This window comes from Lachnoclostridium sp. An196, assembly GCF_002160135.1.
GTDB lineage: Bacteria > Bacillota > Clostridia > Lachnospirales > Lachnospiraceae > Hominiventricola > Hominiventricola avistercoris.
The window spans coordinates 208,814-224,940 of the sequence record NZ_NFJZ01000004.1 but is presented as its reverse complement, the minus strand read 5'-3'; the positions used below and the strand labels follow the sequence as shown (position 1 = coordinate 224,940).

The 16,127-nt window shown below is 51.4% G+C and carries 14 protein-coding genes; all 14 read right to left on the bottom strand.

Annotated elements, in window-relative coordinates:
* Positions 1 to 35 precede the first annotated feature (35 nt).
* Positions 36 to 1,778: a pyruvate kinase gene (gene pyk, locus B5F29_RS06920; protein ID WP_087153912.1), complete on the bottom strand. Its 1,743-nt coding sequence runs from the start codon at positions 1,776 to 1,778 to the stop codon at positions 36 to 38.
* Positions 1,779 to 1,956: 178 nt separating this feature from the next.
* Complete coding sequence (guaB, locus tag B5F29_RS06915) at positions 1,957 to 3,411, bottom strand: IMP dehydrogenase (RefSeq protein WP_087153911.1); 1,455 nt, start codon at positions 3,409 to 3,411, stop codon at positions 1,957 to 1,959.
* 220 nt (positions 3,412 to 3,631) lie between these two features.
* Positions 3,632 to 5,251, bottom strand: coding sequence for a chaperonin GroEL (groL, locus tag B5F29_RS06910; RefSeq protein ID WP_087153910.1), 1,620 nt, complete (start codon positions 5,249 to 5,251; stop codon positions 3,632 to 3,634).
* A 21-nt stretch (positions 5,252 to 5,272) separates the two neighbouring features.
* Positions 5,273 to 5,557: a co-chaperone GroES gene (locus B5F29_RS06905; RefSeq protein ID WP_087153909.1), complete on the bottom strand. Its 285-nt coding sequence runs from the start codon at positions 5,555 to 5,557 to the stop codon at positions 5,273 to 5,275.
* Positions 5,558 to 5,682: 125 nt separating this feature from the next.
* The gene (gene codY, locus B5F29_RS06900) at positions 5,683 to 6,471 is read right to left on the bottom strand and encodes a GTP-sensing pleiotropic transcriptional regulator CodY (protein WP_087153908.1); all 789 of its coding nucleotides are present in this window, start codon (positions 6,469 to 6,471) and stop codon (positions 5,683 to 5,685) included.
* Between the two features lie 93 nt (positions 6,472 to 6,564).
* A complete protein-coding gene (gene topA / locus B5F29_RS06895; protein ID WP_087153907.1) occupies positions 6,565 to 8,574 on the bottom strand; it encodes a type I DNA topoisomerase in 2,010 nt (669 codons plus the stop codon).
* Entirely contained in the window at positions 8,522 to 9,499 is a 978-nt protein-coding gene (dprA, locus tag B5F29_RS06890) for a DNA-processing protein DprA (protein WP_087153906.1), read from the bottom strand. The genes topA and dprA overlap by 53 nt, the downstream gene beginning before the upstream one ends.
* 4 nt (positions 9,500 to 9,503) lie before the next feature.
* Positions 9,504 to 11,039 (bottom strand): YifB family Mg chelatase-like AAA ATPase, encoded by a 1,536-nt coding sequence (locus B5F29_RS06885; RefSeq protein ID WP_330397547.1) that lies wholly within the window; start codon positions 11,037 to 11,039, stop codon positions 9,504 to 9,506.
* Between the two features lie 91 nt (positions 11,040 to 11,130).
* Entirely contained in the window at positions 11,131 to 11,754 is a 624-nt protein-coding gene (gene sigK / locus B5F29_RS06880) for an RNA polymerase sporulation sigma factor SigK (protein ID WP_242955600.1), read from the bottom strand.
* Between the two features lie 67 nt (positions 11,755 to 11,821).
* A complete protein-coding gene (locus tag B5F29_RS06875; RefSeq protein WP_087153904.1) occupies positions 11,822 to 13,054 on the bottom strand; it encodes a peptidase U32 family protein in 1,233 nt (410 codons plus the stop codon).
* Between the two features lies 1 nt (position 13,055).
* Positions 13,056 to 13,709, bottom strand: a complete 654-nt coding sequence (locus B5F29_RS06870) for an O-methyltransferase (protein WP_087153903.1) — start codon at positions 13,707 to 13,709, stop codon at positions 13,056 to 13,058.
* The gene (locus tag B5F29_RS06865) at positions 13,706 to 14,083 is read right to left on the bottom strand and encodes an endolytic transglycosylase MltG (protein WP_087153902.1); all 378 of its coding nucleotides are present in this window, start codon (positions 14,081 to 14,083) and stop codon (positions 13,706 to 13,708) included. Before B5F29_RS06865 ends, B5F29_RS06870 begins: the two co-directional genes overlap by 4 nt.
* A gap of 10 nt (positions 14,084 to 14,093) precedes the next feature.
* Positions 14,094 to 14,420 (bottom strand): YlbF family regulator, encoded by a 327-nt coding sequence (locus B5F29_RS06860; RefSeq protein WP_087153901.1) that lies wholly within the window; start codon positions 14,418 to 14,420, stop codon positions 14,094 to 14,096.
* Between the two features lie 34 nt (positions 14,421 to 14,454).
* On the bottom strand, positions 14,455 to 16,119 hold the full coding sequence (locus tag B5F29_RS06855; protein WP_087153900.1) for a ribonuclease J: 1,665 nt from the start codon (positions 16,117 to 16,119) through the stop codon (positions 14,455 to 14,457).
* Positions 16,120 to 16,127 lie beyond the last annotated feature (8 nt).

Genomic DNA, 16,127 nt, shown 5'->3' with positions numbered 1-16,127 from the left:
TTCCTTCCTCTCTGTACAGCCGTCCGGCGACCATATCAATTGCCGCTGTATACGGTTCCCTGTTCCGCGTCAACCGTGATAAACGCGCCGGATTTCAGGATCCTGGTGGCGTTTCTAGCAGAAGTGATCACCGGAATATCCAGAGCCATGCCCACGATGGCCGCATGGGAATAGCGATCTCCGGTCTCTGTGATAATACCGCCCGCGTCTTTCAGCTTCGGCATCATCTCATTGGTAGTCTGCGACACTACCACAATATCTCCCGGACGGAAATTCTGCTCCAGGTCATCCAGGCCCTGGCAGACGCAGACATTTCCTGAAGCTTTCAGGTTATTGACGCCTTTCCCCGAGATCAGGATACGTCCTGCCACGTGTACTTTGATCATATTCGTGGTGCCGGACATTCCCAGAGGAAGTCCTGCCGTGATCACGACCAGTTCTCCTCTGGATACCAGTCCGCGGTGCTCTGCGGCTCCCACCGCATGATCGAACAGATCGTCTGCCGTCTTCTCTTCATCCAGCTGCAGCGGGATCACGCCCCAGCTCAGATTCAGCTGACGGCACACTCTCTCGTCCATGGCGCATCCGATGATCGGACAGCTGGGACGGTATTTGGATATCATCCCTACCGTTCTTCCGGACTTGGACACTGCCACGATCGCCGCCGCGTGAAGGTCCATGGCCGTCGTACAGGTAGCGTGGGAAATAGCGCTGGTCACGTCCGGACGCTCCGCCAGACGTCTCGGTTTAAATTCTTTTGTATAATCAATATCTCTTTCGGTACGCTCCGCGATCCTCGCCATAGTACGGACTGCTTCCACCGGATATGCACCTGCGGCCGTCTCTCCGGAAAGCATGATCGCGCTGGTTCCCTGGTAGATCGCGTTCGCCACGTCTGAAGTCTCCGCTCTGGTAGGACGCGGATTCTTCATCATGGAATCCAGCATCTGTGTCGCCGTGATCACCGGTTTGCCCATACGGATCGTCAGGCGGATCAGTTTCTTCTGGATCACAGGAACTTCCTCCAGCGGGATCTCCACGCCCATATCTCCGCGGGCGATCATCATGCCGTCGGCCACTCTCAGGATCGCTTCCGCATTCTCCACGCCCTGCATATTTTCGATTTTCGCGATGATATGGATGCCTTCGCCGCCGTTCTCGTCCAGGATCTTGCGGATCTCCAGAATGTCTTCCGCGGTACGGGTGAAAGATGCGGCCACAAAATCATATCCCTGCTCCGCGGCGAAAAGAATATCCGAATAATCTTTCTCGCTGACAAACGGCATCTTCAGCTCCACGCCGGGAACATTGACTCCCTTATGATTGGAGATAAAACCTCCGTTGACTACCTTGCAGATAATATCCTGGCCGTCGATCCTTCTTACTTCCATGCCGATCAGCCCGTCGTCGATCAGGATAGAATCGCCGGGACACACGTCCTTATACAGCTCCTTATAAGTAATCGTAACTTTTCCTGCCGTACCCAGCATCTCTTCTGTGGTAAGGATAAAATCCTGGCCTGCCTTCAGTTCCAGTTTGCCTCCTTCCACATCGCCAATGCGGATTTCCGGGCCTTTCGTGTCCAGAAGCGCCGCCACCGGAAGATGAAGCTCTTCGCGGAGTTTCTTCACCATATCCAGACGTTTTTTCTGCTCCTCATGGCTTCCATGGGAGAAGTTCATCCTGGCGACAGCCATGCCTTCCAGCATCAGCTGACGCATCACCTCTTCACTTTCTGTGGAAGGTCCGAGCGTACATACGATTTTTGTCTTTCTCATAACTCAATATATTCCTTTCATAATTTAAGATTTTAACTCGTCATCTGCTGACGGCGCGTAAAAACCGCCGCATACCTTTAATTTAACATTTCCCGCTCCCATTTGCAACAGAAAAGGGAAATGCCGCATAAAAGTCTGCAGCGGTTCTTATGATAACTGTTTTAAATTATTACGTTCTTTATTCGTCTACGCTGTAATTCGGCGCTTCCTTTGTGATATGAATGTCATGAGGATGGCTCTCTTTCAGGGATGCCGAGGTGATCTTGACGAACCTTCCGGTTTCCTTCAAGGTTTCAATATCCTGGGCTCCGCAATAGCCCATACCGGAACGCAGGCCTCCCATCAGCTGGAAGATGGTATCTTCCACAAATCCCTTGTATGCCACACGGCCTTCCACGCCTTCCGGTACCAGTTTCTTCGCGTCCGTCTGGAAATAACGGTCTTTGGATCCATTCTCCATAGCCGCGATGGAACCCATGCCGCGGTATACCTTGTATTTTCTTCCCTGGTACAGTTCAAAAGCTCCCGGGCTCTCGTCGCAGCCTGCGAAAATGCTTCCCAGCATGCAGACATTCGCGCCGGCTGCAATAGCTTTCGTGATATCTCCGGAGTATTTGATGCCGCCGTCCGCAATGATCGGAATCCCATACTCTTTCGCCACCGCGTAGCTGTCCATAACCGCGCTGATCTGAGGCACGCCCACGCCGGAAACCACACGGGTCGTACAGATAGAACCCGGTCCGATGCCTACTTTGACCGCGTCGACTCCCGCTTCAATCAGCGCCCGCGTACCTTCTCCCGTCGCCACATTTCCGGCGATAACCGGCAGATCCGGATATGCGTCCTTGATCATCTTCAGGCAGCGGATTACATTGGCTGAATGCCCGTGAGCGGAATCCAGCACCACCACGTCCACATGCGCGTGTATCAGGGCTTCCACACGATCCAGCACGTTGGCCGTGATGCCAACGCCCGCGCCGCACAGCAGCCGTCCCTGGCTGTCTTTCGCCGCCAGCGGATACTTGATCTGTTTTTCAATATCTTTGATCGTGATCAGGCCCTTCAGATTAAAGTCCTTGTCCACGATAGGAAGCTTTTCTTTTCTGGCCTTTCCAAGAATCTTCTTCGCTTCCTCCAGGGTGATGCCTTCCTGAGCGGTCACCAGATTTTCGGAGGTCATAGACTCTTTGATCTTCTTTGTAAAATCAGTCTCAAACTTCAGGTCACGGTTGGTAATAATACCCACCAGCTTCTTGCCTTCCGTAATCGGCACACCTGAGATCCGGTATTTTGCCATCAGAGCATCCGCATCTGCCAGCGTATGTTCCGGAGACAAAGAAAATGGATCTGTGATTACACCATTTTCCGACCTTTTCACCTTATCCACTTCGTCCGCCTGCGCTTCGATCGACATGTTCTTGTGGATAATGCCAATACCTCCCTGTCTCGCCATGGCGATCGCCATCCGGTGTTCCGTAACCGTATCCATACCCGCGCTCATCAGCGGGATATTCAGCCGGATAGTCCTGGTAAGGTCCGTTTCCAGACTTACCTGGTTGGGAATCACTTCGGAATAAGACGGTACCAGAAGGACGTCGTCAAATGTAATGCTTTCACCGATAATTTTGCCCATTTCTCTTCCTCTCTTTCTTTTGTCTGCATATTTTCCATAGTCTAGCAGATCGTTCCACAGATGTCAATGCATTTCTGCTTTCCTGCATGACTTTATACACCAAATTCAAGCCGGCATCTTCTTGTCCCCGTTTCCCGCCGTCCTGAACTGTTACACATATATTATACAAAAAGAGCGCTGCTCTTTGCAACGCTCTTTTTACTTATAATATATATGAGAATTACATCATTCCCATTCCGCCGCCTGCCGGAACCTGCGGAGTCTCTTCTTTAATATTCGCCACACATGCCTCTGTGGTCAGGAATGTGGATGCCACGCTGGTCGCGTTCTGCAGCGCGCTTCTGGTCACTTTCGCCGGATCCAGAATACCTGCCTCTACCATGTTCACATATTCTTCTTTGTATGCGTCAAAGCCCACACCCGGATCAGACTCACGCACTTTATTGATGATCACAGAGCCTTCCAGGCCTGCATTGGCAGCGATATGATACAGCGGAGCTTCCAGTGCTTTCAGAACAACTTTCGCACCGGTCTTCTCGTCTCCGTCCAGAGTATCAACCAGTTTCTCAACTTCTTTGGATGCATGGATATATGCAGCGCCGCCGCCGCAGATGATACCTTCTTCTACAGCTGCTCTGGTAGCTGCCAGCGCGTCTTCCATACGAAGTTTTGCTTCTTTCATCTCGGTTTCGGTAGCCGCGCCTACGCGGATTACCGCTACGCCGCCTGCCAGCTTCGCATAACGCTCCTGCAGTTTTTCTTTATCAAAATCAGATTTGGTTACCTCGATCTCTGCCTTGATCGTCTTGATTCTGTTCTCAATGTCCTCTTTCTTTCCAAGGCCGTCTACGATCACGGTATTCTCTTTCTGAACTTTCACGGATTTCGCGCGTCCGAGCATATCCAGCGTAGCGTCTTTCAGTTCCAGACCTACTTCTTCAGAGATCACGGTACCGCCGGTCAGGATCGCGATATCCTGCAGCATTGCCTTTCTTCTGTCGCCGTATCCCGGAGCTTTCACACCAACAGCGGTAAAGGTTCCGCGCAGTTTGTTCAGCACCAGAGTGGTCAGGGCTTCTCCTTCGATATCCTCAGCGATGATCAGAAGCTTCTTGCCCGCCTGTACCAGCTGCTCCAGCAGCGGAAGGATCTCCTGGATATTGCTGATCTTCTTGTCAGTGATCAGGATGTACGGATCATCCAGAACGGCTTCCATCTTCTCTGTATCGGTAGCCATGTAAGCGGAGATGTAGCCGCGGTCAAACTGCATACCTTCTACCACATCCAGCTCGGTAAGCATGGTCTTGGATTCCTCGATGGTGATCACGCCGTCGTTGGAAACTTTCTCCATAGCGTCTGCCACCATGTTTCCTACTTCGTCGTCTCCTGCGGAGATCGCGGCTACTCTTGCCATCTGGTGTTTTCCGGTTACTTTGCTGCTCATATCGGCAATCGCCTCTACGGCACGCTCAGTAGCTTTCTTCATACCCTTTCTCAGAATAATCGGGTTAGCGCCTGCCGCCAGGTTCTTCATACCTTCGTTGATCATAGCCTGTGCCAGAACTGTAGCGGTGGTAGTACCGTCGCCTGCCACATCGTTGGTCTTGGTAGCCACTTCCTTCACCAGCTGAGCACCCATGTTCTCAAACGGATCCGCCAGCTCAATCTCTTTCGCGATGGTCACGCCGTCGTTGGTAATCAGCGGAGCGCCGAACTGTTTGTCAAGAACCACGTTTCTTCCTTTCGGTCCAAGCGTTACTCTGACCGTATCTGCAAGTTTATTGACACCTGCTTCCAGTGCCACTCTGGCGTCTACGCCATGTTTGATTTCTTTTGCCATGATAATCAATCCTCCTGTCAATTATTCTACGATCGCAAGAATATCATTCTGTCTTACGATCACATACTCTACGTCATCCAGTTTTACTTCGTTGCCTGCATATTTAGAATAAATTACCTTGTCGCCGACCTTTACCTGCATGGTAACTTCTTTTCCATCAACCATGCCGCCCGGTCCTACTGCCACTACTTCTGCAGTTACCGGTTTCTCCTGTGCTTTCGGAGTAAGGATGATTCCGGATTTGGTGGTTTCTTCCGTCTCACACTGCTTTAACACAACTCTGTCGCCCAAAGGTACTAATTTCATGATTAAGCCTCCTTTAATCTTTCAGTCTCTTTCATATGTTTTTATTTGTTAGCACTCACCTCTTATGAGTGCTAAACCTTGATTATTATATTAGTATGATTGAGGAAAAATGTCAATGGGGTATTTTATATTTTTTTTAATTTATTCTTCCGAACCTGATCCAGTTCTTCGAACGCGCAGTCGTTCAGCACTTTAATATTGGTTCCGCGCATACCGGAAGATCTGGATTCAATCACGCCGGCGCTTTCAAACTTCCGGAGCGCGTTCACGATTACAGAACGGGTAATGCCTGCCTTATCCGCGATCCGGCTGGCTACCAGCGTGCATTCATCTCCCTTCATCTCCTGAAAGATCAGAAGAATCGCTTCCAGTTCTGTGGCAGAGAGCGTACCTATGGCAGACTGCACGATCTGTCTCTTGCGGATCTCTTCCGCGTTCTCTTCATGCACCGAACGCATCATCTCCAGGCCGACCACTGTGGTCCCGTATTCGCTCAGAATGATGTCGTCAATATCATAGTCATCCTCATATTTATAGAGAAACAGTGTCCCCAGGCGTTCACCCGCAATATTGATCGGCGTCACCAGCGCCTGGTATTTCCGGATGTTTTCCACTACGAACCCGAGGGTCTGCAGATTCACATTTTCTTTTGTAGACAGAATACCCAGAAGACGTTCGTTCAGCAGCGGGTCGATCAGGCTGCCCACCTGGTCCACGATCAGCTCATGAATCTCTTCTACACCGTCATACAAACCGACTCCCAGCACCTTTCCTTTCTTGCTGATGACCAGCACATTGGATTTCAAAATATCTGACAATACCCTGCAGATGTCGTTGAAGACCACTTTGCTGGAATTGTTGTTATGCAGAAGTTTATTGATTTTCCTTGTTTTGTCTAACAGTTGTACGCTCATTTTTTCCTCCTCACAGCGCTGATAATACTCAAAAAGTGCAGCTGCATCTGCAACTGCACTTTGCATATTAGCACAACCGTGCATAAAATTCAATTAATTTTTTGAATTTTCTGTCATTTCTGCCGTTTTCGGAATCTCGGGCTTTTTCCAGGAGATAAAATCACATTCCGGATAACCTTCACAGCTGTAAAATTTTCTTCCCTTGGAGGAGCGCCTCAGAACAATATCTTTTCCGCATTTAGGACAGGGCACACCGATCTTTTCCAGATACGGTTTCGTATTCCGGCACTCCGGAAATCCCGGACATGCCAGGAACTTTCCATGAGGTCCGTATTTGATCACCATATGGCGTCCGCACTGCTCGCAGACTACATCGGTCACTTCGTCCTCTATCTTTACCTTTTCCAGTTCTGATTCGGCCTTTTTCACCGCGTCGTCCAGATCCGGATAAAAGTTGCTGACCACTGTCTTCCAGCCGACTTTTCCCTCTTCTACCATATCCAGAAGAGATTCCATGTTCGCAGTAAAATCTGCCTCCACAATACTTGGGAAAGATTTCTTCATGATGTTGTTAACTACTTCTCCCAGCTCTGTCAGGTACAGGTTTCGGCCTTCCTTCGCCACATAACGCCGGGCAAGAATAGTGCTGATGGTCGGCGCGTAGGTACTGGGCCTCCCGATTCCCAGTTCTTCCAGTGTCTTTACCAGAGATGCCTCCGTAAAATGCGCCGGCGGCTGCGTAAAATGCTGTTTATCTTCCAGAGACTGAAGAGTCAGTTCCGAATCTTTGCCAATGGCATTCACCATCTGATTTTCCGTATCCTTCTCGTCCTCTTCCTGCGTGTAAACAGACATAAATCCGTCGAACACCACAGAAGCAGCGGATACGGTAAAACGGTACCCGTTTCCGTCAATTTTCACGGAAGTCGTACGATATCTGGCATCCGCCATACAGCTTGCCGCAAACCGTTTCCAGATCAGCTGATAAAGCCGGTACTGGTCTCTGGAAAGAGAATCCTTGATCGCGGCCGGCAGCCGGCGGATATCCGTGGGACGGATCGCCTCATGAGCGTCCTGGATTTTTTTATCCTGATTCTTTTTTGCTTTTCTCAAACCCAGGTATTCTTCCCCGTAAGCTTCCCCGATGTAAGAGACCGCCATCTGTTCCGCCTCTTCCGAGATACGGGTCGAATCCGTACGCAGATATGTGATGATACCTACCGTTCCCTGTCCTTCCACATCGATGCCCTCATAGAGCTGCTGCGCCAGACGCATAGTCTTAGACGTGGAAAAGTTCAATACTTTGGATGCCTCCTGCTGAAGCGTACTGGTGGTGAACGGAAGCGGCGCCTTCTTGGCACGCTCTCCGTTTTTCACATCCGTCACCTGAAATCTGGCTCCCTGTACCGCTTTCAGGATCCGATCCATCTCTTCCCTGGAATGTATCTCTATTTTTTCTTTTTCTGTACCGTAAAATCTGGCGGTCAGAGACTTTTTTTCGCCTTTCACCGCGAACTGCGCGTCCAGACTCCAGTATTCTTCCGGTACGAAAGAGTTGATCTCTTCTTCCCGGTCGGCAATAATCCGAAGCGCCACAGACTGGACGCGGCCGGCGCTTAAGCCCCGTTTCACCTTCGCCCATAAAAGAGGGCTGATCCGGTATCCCACCATGCGGTCCAGCATTCTTCTGGCCTGCTGGGCGTCAACCAGATCCTGGTCGATCTGCCGCGCATGCTTCAAAGACTCCTTGACCGCGCTCTTGGTGATCTCGTTAAACGTGATCCGGTACATCTTCTTCGGATCCAGATTCAGCGCTTTGGACAGATGCCAGGAGATCGCCTCTCCCTCACGGTCCGGGTCGGTCGCCAGATAAACTTTGTCCGCTTTTTTTGCTTCTTTACGAAGCTTTGCCAGTATCTCGCCTTTTCCCCGGATGGTGATATACTTTGGCTCATAGTCATGCTCTACGTCTATTCCCAGCTGACTCTTCGGCATATCCCGCACATGGCCGTTGGATGCCATTACCTCATAATTACTTCCCAGAAATTTTTTAATGGTCTTTACCTTCGCAGGTGACTCCACAATCACTAAATACTTCGCCATCGATTATCCTCGAATTTGTTCTCACATAATAATTCTTCTGAACTTCCCTGATACAGCCCTTTAACTGCAGCCCTACCAGAACAGTCATCATCTTCTGCACGGAAAATCCGGTATTTTCAGTCAGTTCTTCCAGGCGCACCGGCTGTAAACGTATCAAACTATACACGATATTTTCATCCTTGGCAAGTAAAATTTTTTTCTCATTTACTTCTTCTGCCTTTAATTCAGGGCATATTCCGAGACATTCCAGTATCGTCTCCGGCCGGTCCGCCAGGCCTGCCCCCTGCTTCAGCAGATTCAGGCAGCCCCGGCTCAGTTCGTCATCAAGCCTTCCCGGCACAGCGAACACATCTTTCCCCTGTTCCAGAGCCAGATCCGCTGTGATCAGAGAACCGCTCCGTTCCCGGGCCTCCACTACCAGCACCAGATCAGCAAGGCCGCTGATGATCCGGTTCCTTGCCGGGAAATGTCCCGGTTTTGGCGGCATTCCGGGAGGCTGCTCCGACAGGACTCCGCCGTTCTTCGGTATTTTTTCATAGAGACGGCGGTGTCCGGCCGGATAACACACGTCCACGCCGCTTCCCAATACCGCGTAAGTGTCTCCGCCTCTTTCCAGCGCGCCTTCATGTGCTTTTCCGTCTATTCCCCACGCCATTCCGCTGATAATCTGCACGCCTGCCTTCGCCAGTTCTCCCGCGAAGAGTCTGGCGGTCCCGTCCCCATAGGCGCTGGAACTGCGCGCCCCCACAATGGCCACAGAGGGACGGTTGTCATCCGGAAGCCTCCCCAGTACATAAATCCCTTTCGGCATGCCCGGCAGGACGCGGAGGCGGGCAGGATACCGGACATCCTCCTGTGGAATATATTGTATGCGGCTCTCTCCATTTACAGTCGTATTTCTTCTATTATTATATGTATCTTCCATATCTTCACTCCGGGTTCCAGAATTTCTGATCCGCGCCGCGGAATCCCAGCGCTTCCAGCAAATGTTCTTCCCGGATCCTTTCCTCCCCTTCCAGATCCGCGATAGTACGCGCGGTTTTTATAATCCGGTGATATGCGCGGACACTCAGTTCCAGTTTTTCAAATGCGATTTCCATTACGCGTGATTCCCGGTTCCCCAGCGGGCAGAACTCCCCGACAGAAGCGGCATTCAACTGTGAATTAAACTGCCACGGGCAGTTTTGATATCTTGCCTGCTGCATCTTCCAGGCACTCTCCACTTTCGTCCTCATACTTCGGGAATCTTCATTTTTTCTCTCCAATACCAAATTCTGATAATCTACTCTGGATACCTCTGTGCACAGATCCATGCGGTCCAGCAAGGGCCGGGAGACTCTGCCAAGGTACCTGTGTATCTCCCCTGGAAGACAACGGCAGCGGCTGCGGTCCGGATAGTACCCGCACTTGCACGGATTCATGGCCGCCACCAGCTGGAAATGCGCCGGAAAAACATATTTGCCGTCTGTACGGCTGATCTGTATTACTCCCTCTTCCATAGGCTGTCGCAGAGTCTCCAGTGCCCGGCGGGAAAATTCAGGCAGCTCGTCCAGGAAAAGGATTCCCCTTGTGGCAAGACTCACCTCTCCCGGCTGAATATATCTTCCTCCTCCTGCCAGGGCATTGGCGGAAATAGTATGATGAGGGGCCCGAAAAGGACGGTTTTTCACCAGTCCTTCTTCTTCCAGCAGGCCGCATGCGCTGTATACCCGGGTAATCTCCAGACTTTCCTGCATGGTAAGACCGGGAAGGATCGTAGGCATACGTCTGGCGATCATGGTTTTCCCCGCTCCCGGGCTTCCGATCATCAGCAGGTTGTGCATGCCTGCCGCCGCGATCTGAGCTGCCCTTTTTGCTCCTTCCTGACCGTTTATCTCCCTGAAATCCACCGGATATATTTTTTCTCCTTCTTTCCAGTCCGGAACGGACTGTGCCCGCTTTCTGCCCTTTTCCGGATAGGTTAAATATTCCAGCAACTCCTTCAAGGTACCCACGCCGGTCACAGCCACTTCCGGAACGGCCGCTCCTTCCCTGGCGTTTTCCTCCGGCACCAGGCACCAGGTACATCCCTGATCTCTTGCCAGCATCACGGTCTGAAGGATTCCGTTCACCGGCCTTACCTTCCCGTTAAGTCCCACTTCTCCTGCTATCAGGATCCCTCCTGTATGCTCCGGAGGAATTATACCCATAGCAGTCAGCAGCGACGCTGCTATGGGCAGGTCAAACCTGGTTCCTATTTTCCGGATATGTGCCGGCGACAGATTCACGGTTACTCTCCGGGGCGGAAGCGGAATCCTGATATTGCGCAGCGCCGTCCGTACCCGGTCGGCGGCTTCCCGCACTTCCGGAGCCAGGTCTCCCACCATGCAGAACATGGGCAGGCCGTCGCTGATATCGGCCTCCACCTGTACCGGATATGCCTCCATCCCCAGTACAGCCGCCGACATGACTGAACTAAACATCATTCGCCTTTCTGTGGATTTGTATTTGGAAAATTCTGCGATATGCATTTCAGATCTTAGACAGGATACAGTATAACATAATTTCGCCCAAGACTCAATCCTGAAAGTATTCCCGAAGGTGATGCAGCGCGTTTTTTTCAATACGGCTGATATAAGAGCGGGAAATCCCCAGCTTCCCGGCGATTTCCCGCTGTGTGTACTCTTTACCCTGATAGAGGCCGTACCGCATGACAAGCACCTGTCTCTCCCTTTCCGGAAGAATCTGTTCCAGCAGTCGATACAGCTTCTTCGTATCATCTTTCAGCTCGATCTGCTCCAGTGCCGGAGGCTCTCCGCTTTCCATGATATCCAGAAGGCGTATTTCATTTCCTTCTTTATCCGTACCGATAGGCTCATAATAAGAGGATTCTCGCTGCAGTTTCTTTTTTACCCGCATGTACATGAGGATCTCATTCTCCACGCACCGCGCCGCATAAGTGGCCAGTTTACTGGCTTTTTCATGGTCAAAAGTGTCCACAGCCTTGATCAGGCCCACCGTGCCGATGGATATCAGTTCCTCCATATCGTCCTCCGTGGTCTGATACTTTTTGGCAATATGGGCGACCAGACGCAGATTATACTCAATGAGAATCTGACGTGCCTTTTTGTCGCCTTCCTCATGCCTCTGCAAATAGTACTTCTCATCTTCCGCCGTAAGAGGTTTCGGAAAAGTTTTCAAAAAAAGACACCTCAGTGCAGATTTAATACATCTTATGTAAAAAATCCCGCGAAGGTGCCTTTCCATTTTATGATTCTTCCCGGCGCCGCAGCAAATCCATCTGATCCGGCTGTCCGCTCAGCCTGACCCAGAGACTCTGCTTCGGGTGCGGCGCGCTCTCCTGAGGCACGCCGTCCTCATCCCAGATCCCCTCGACCACCGCTTCTACGTCCCGGCCGTCCGGCTTCATGATCTCGATCTTGTCTCCCACCGAGAATTTGTTTCTCTGTTCAATCCGGCATCTGCCGTCCTGATCCACTTCCTGGACAATTCCAAGATAAGTGTATTCCTTGATATAAGTATTGCTGTCATAGATCTGAGCCGCATCATCCGGTTTTCCATAAAAGAAACCTGTGGTAAACCGCCTGTAAGTACAGCCGGCGATCTGTTCCAGATACCATGGCATATTATTCTGATACAACACCGGATCCTGCGCGTAATCGTCCAGCGCCTTCCGGTAGGTACGCGCCGCTACCGCCACATACAGCGCCGTCTTCATGCGGCCCTCGATCTTCAGGCTGTCAACCCCCGCGCTGATCAGGTCCGGCAGATGGCCGATCATACACAGATCCTTGGAATTAAAAATATAAGTTCCGCGCTCGTTCTCATAAACCGGCATATATTCTCCCGGTCTCGTCTCCTCCACCACCGCGTATTTCCAACGGCATGGGTGGGTACACGCTCCGCGGTTCGCATCCCGCCCGGTGAGAAAATTGCTCAGCAGGCATCTGCCGGAATAGGAGATGCACATGGCGCCGTGGACAAAAGTCTCTATCTCCAGTTCTTCCGGAATTCTGTCTCGGATTTCCCGGATCTCTGCCAGAGACAGCTCCCGTCCGGTCACTACCCGGGTCGCGCCCTGGTCATGCCAGAAACGGAACGTCATATAATTTACATTGTTTGCCTGTGTGGAGATATGAATATCGATCTCCGGACAGACTTCTTTCGCCGTCAGGAACATGCCCGGGTCCGAGATAATCAGCGCGTCCGGGCCGATCTCCTTCAGTTCCCGGAAATACTCCGACGCGCCGTCAATATCCTCGTTGTGGGCCAGAATATTGGCAGTCACATAGACCTTCACACCGCGTTCATGGGCATAGCGGATCCCCTCCGCCATATCTTCCATGGAGAAGTTTTTAGCCTTTGCGCGGAGCCCATAGGCCTCGCCTCCGATATAGACCGCGTCCGCGCCGAACGTCACGGCAGTCTTCAGCACTTCCAGGCTGCTCGCCGGGAGCAGCAGTTCCGGATGTCTCTTCATGTTATTCCTCTTTCTGCGTACGCACACTGACAGTAATACCGTCTCCCAGCGGCAGCACCGATGTCCGAAGCTCCCCGCAGTGAGTCAGTTCATACAAATATTCTCTCATCCGTGCATGAATGGTACGGTTTCTGCGTTCCACCGCAAAGCGGGACTCAATCACATCCCCGTCCTGCAGTACATTATCCGATACCAGTATGCCGTCCCGGGGCAGCAGGCGCAGGATCTCAGGCAGATAACTGATATACTGCCCTTTGGCAGCGTCCATGAATATGAAATCATACGGACCATCCAGCTCCTTCAGCACCTCCATCGCATCTCCCGGCATCAGGGTAATCCTGTCCTCCAGACCGGCCCTTCGGAAATTCTCCCGCGCAATGGGGATTCTTTTTTCATACTTTTCTATCGTCGTAACGGTACATCCTTCCGGAGCATATCTGCACATCAGAATAGCAGAAAAACCCACTGCAGTTCCCACTTCCAGAATCCGCCGGGGCTTCTGCGCTGCCAGAAGGAATCTCAGAAAGTTCTGGGTTTCCCGGCGGATAATCGGCACGTACGCTTTTATGGCCTCTCTCTCGATCTCGTCCAGAATCCCCCGGTTTCCAGAATCCAGAGAATTGATAAACGCTGTTATTCTCTCATCTACAATCATGTCCCGTCCTCGGCCTCTCCGGCCATCACTTCCAGCATCTGCCTTGGCGACATGGAAGTATTCAGTACATAAGTTCCTTCCTGCAGCTTGTCCTCATAGCCTGACAGGATGATCTGAATGCGGAAAATGCCCGCATCTTCGACCAGTCCTTTCCGCTCCATGAGCCGGGCCATCTCGCCGGTGTCCATGCCCTGGCTCAGAGTTACGCTCACATCTCTTCCCGGCTCATCATCCACCGGAGTGTCCAGAACGACCTGATAGCAAAAATTATACGTAAATTCCCCCACCCGGCAGACACCTGCTATCACCAGCAGAAAGACTGCCAGGCGAAACATGAATAGCCCTGCCGAAAGCATCGCTTTCTGCCCGTTCATACCGTATCTCCTATATCATCAGCTCGACCACATTGGTAATCCTTGCATTGATCTCCTGGATCATGCGGCATATCCTGAGTTCGCTTTCCAGATACTCTGCCACCACCGGATTCTTCCGGAATTCTCTGTATTCATCCTCAAAAGCTTCCATACGCTCATACAAGTCTTCCACATCGCTGGTCTGAAGTTCGTAATTCTTCCAGCAGTATTCCCGGATCCGTTCCACCAGCCCGGGCACATCCGCCACTCTCTCTTCTGCTTCTTTAAAGTTCTGATATTCGTCGCTTGCTCTGATGGCATTCACCAGGTCTTCCATGCAGTCTCTTACATTATCCATCGTTATCTCCTATCGTTTATCAGCACTCAGACGCTCAGACCTCCATAATGATCGGAAGAATCATGGGATTTCTCTTCGTCTTTTTCCGAATATAGTCTCCCAGCGCGTCTTTCATTATATTTTTCATCTTTCCCCAGTCTGTAATATGGCGGTCCAGACAATTTTCCACCGCCTCATAGACCACTGCGCGTGCGTGCTCCATCAGATCCTCCGATTCCCGCACATACACAAAGCCGCGGGATACGATATCCGGACCGGACAGCAGCACATTGCTCCCTTTCTCCAGAGTCAGTACAATGATCATAATACCGTCCTCTGCCAGGTGCTGACGGTCACGCATGACGATATTGCCCACATCGCCCACGCCAAGGCCGTCCACAAAGATCGCTCCGGTATGCACTTTATCCACCACTTTCGCGGAACCGGAATCCAGCTCAATCACGTCGCCCGATCGCAGTACAAAAACATTTTCTTTCGGAATCCCCAGCTGCATTGCCAGCGAAGCGTTCGCCTTCAGATGACGGTACTCGCCATGAGCCGGGATCGCATACTTGGGCCGCACCAGAGAATATATCAGCTTGATCTCTTCCTGACAGGCATGTCCGGATACATGCGCGTCCTGGAATATTACGTTGGCGCCTTTGGCCGAAAGTTCATTGATCACTTTAGACACTGCTTTTTCATTGCCCGGAATCGGATTGGAACTGAATATCACCGTATCTCCCGGCATAATATGCACTTTCCGGTGCAGATTCTGAGCCATACGGGACAGCGCGGCCATAGACTCTCCCTGACTTCCGGTTGTAATCAGCACCGTAGCCTCCGGCGGATAGTTCCCGAGACGCTCAATATCGATCAGCGTATTATCCGGAATCCTGATATATCCCAGCTCAGCGGCCGTAGTGATGACATTGACCATGCTGCGGCCTTCGATCACTACTTTTTTATTGTACTTGTATGCGGAATTGATGATCTGCTGTACACGGTCCACATTAGAAGCGAACGTTGCCACAATGATACGGGAATTGCAGTGTTCCGCGAACAAGGTGTCCATCGTGTGTCCCACCGTTCGCTCAGACATGGTGATTCCCGGGCGCTCCGCGTTGGTACTGTCGCACATGAGAGCCAGCACCCCTTTTTTCCCGATCTCCGCGAACCGCTGCAGATCGATACTGTCTCCGTATACCGGCGTATAATCCACTTTGAAGTCTCCCGTGTGCACTACCGTGCCGGCCGGCGAATAGATGGCCAGCGCGGACGCGTCGGCGATACTGTGATTTGTCTTGATAAATTCCACACGGAACTGCCCCAGATTGATGGACTGACCGTGTTTTACCACCTTGCGTTTGGTGGTTTTCAGCATGTTGTGTTCCTTTAATTTCCCTTCGATCAGCGCAATGGTCAGTTTCGTGGAATATACCGGCACATTGATCTTCTTCAGGATATACGGCAGCGCGCCGATATGATCCTCGTGTCCATGAGTGATCACAAATCCCTTGACTTTGCTCAGATTCTGCTCCAGGTAGCTTACATCCGGAATCACAAGGTCGATCCCCAGCATATCATCTTCCGGGAACGCGAGGCCGCAGTCCACCACAACAATACTGTCTTCGAATTCGAAGGCAGTAATGTTCATACCGATCTGCTCCAGTCCGCCCAGCGGAATGATACGCAGTTTTGAATTGTTCACGTTTTTCAAATAAATAC

Excerpts from the sequence above, each read along its gene's own strand:
- pyk (WP_087153912.1), bottom strand. The coding sequence starts at position 1,778 with ATGAGAAAGACAAAAATCGTATGTACGCTCGGACCTTCCACAGAAAGT.
- guaB (WP_087153911.1), bottom strand. The coding sequence starts at position 3,411 with ATGGGCAAAATTATCGGTGAAAGCATTACATTTGACGACGTCCTTCTG.
- groL (WP_087153910.1), bottom strand. The coding sequence starts at position 5,251 with ATGGCAAAAGAAATCAAACATGGCGTAGACGCCAGAGTGGCACTGGAA.
- B5F29_RS06905 (WP_087153909.1), bottom strand. The coding sequence starts at position 5,557 with ATGAAATTAGTACCTTTGGGCGACAGAGTTGTGTTAAAGCAGTGTGAG.
- codY (WP_087153908.1), bottom strand. The coding sequence starts at position 6,471 with ATGAGCGTACAACTGTTAGACAAAACAAGGAAAATCAATAAACTTCTG.
- topA (WP_087153907.1), bottom strand. The coding sequence starts at position 8,574 with ATGGCGAAGTATTTAGTGATTGTGGAGTCACCTGCGAAGGTAAAGACC.
- dprA (WP_087153906.1), bottom strand. The coding sequence starts at position 9,499 with ATGGAAGATACATATAATAATAGAAGAAATACGACTGTAAATGGAGAG.
- B5F29_RS06885 (WP_330397547.1), bottom strand. The coding sequence starts at position 11,039 with ATGATGTTTAGTTCAGTCATGTCGGCGGCTGTACTGGGGATGGAGGCA.
- B5F29_RS06875 (WP_087153904.1), bottom strand. The coding sequence starts at position 13,054 with ATGAAGAGACATCCGGAACTGCTGCTCCCGGCGAGCAGCCTGGAAGTG.
- B5F29_RS06870 (WP_087153903.1), bottom strand. The coding sequence starts at position 13,709 with ATGATTGTAGATGAGAGAATAACAGCGTTTATCAATTCTCTGGATTCT.
- B5F29_RS06865 (WP_087153902.1), bottom strand. The coding sequence starts at position 14,083 with ATGAACGGGCAGAAAGCGATGCTTTCGGCAGGGCTATTCATGTTTCGC.
- B5F29_RS06860 (WP_087153901.1), bottom strand. The coding sequence starts at position 14,420 with ATGGATAATGTAAGAGACTGCATGGAAGACCTGGTGAATGCCATCAGA.